Origin of the sequence: Colwellia marinimaniae (genome assembly GCF_002207865.1) — a bacterium.
Taxonomy (GTDB): Bacteria; Pseudomonadota; Gammaproteobacteria; order Enterobacterales; family Alteromonadaceae; genus Colwellia; species Colwellia marinimaniae.
Map to the genome: position 1 here is coordinate 1 of NZ_BDQM01000329.1, position 262 is coordinate 262.

General features: G+C 45.0%; 1 protein-coding gene. It reads right to left on the reverse strand.

What is annotated here, in order from left to right; translation table 11 throughout:
- A partial coding sequence (locus tag MTCD1_RS19515) for a UbiD family decarboxylase domain-containing protein (protein ID WP_200818686.1) occupies nucleotides 1–262 on the reverse strand: 262 nt, incomplete at both ends.

The following is a 262-nucleotide window of genomic DNA, read 5'->3' on the forward strand; positions in this document are numbered from 1 at the left end:
TCGTTAAACCCCAGGTAATTAATGGGGCCACGTCTCCTGGCCAGCAATGCTGAATAGGGATCTGACTTAAATCAACGTCATCGCCTGTTAACACGATTTCCTGGCAGGGTGCTTTACGCAGTCTTTTAGTGGGCATATTCAGTCCCTGGCTAAAGATCGGTACTTTTTCCATTAATTCTTTAAAACCTTTCGGTGGCTCAGGTTCTTTTAAATAAGCTAACCATTCACACACTTCACGCAGTTCACTGACGCTTTCACGACC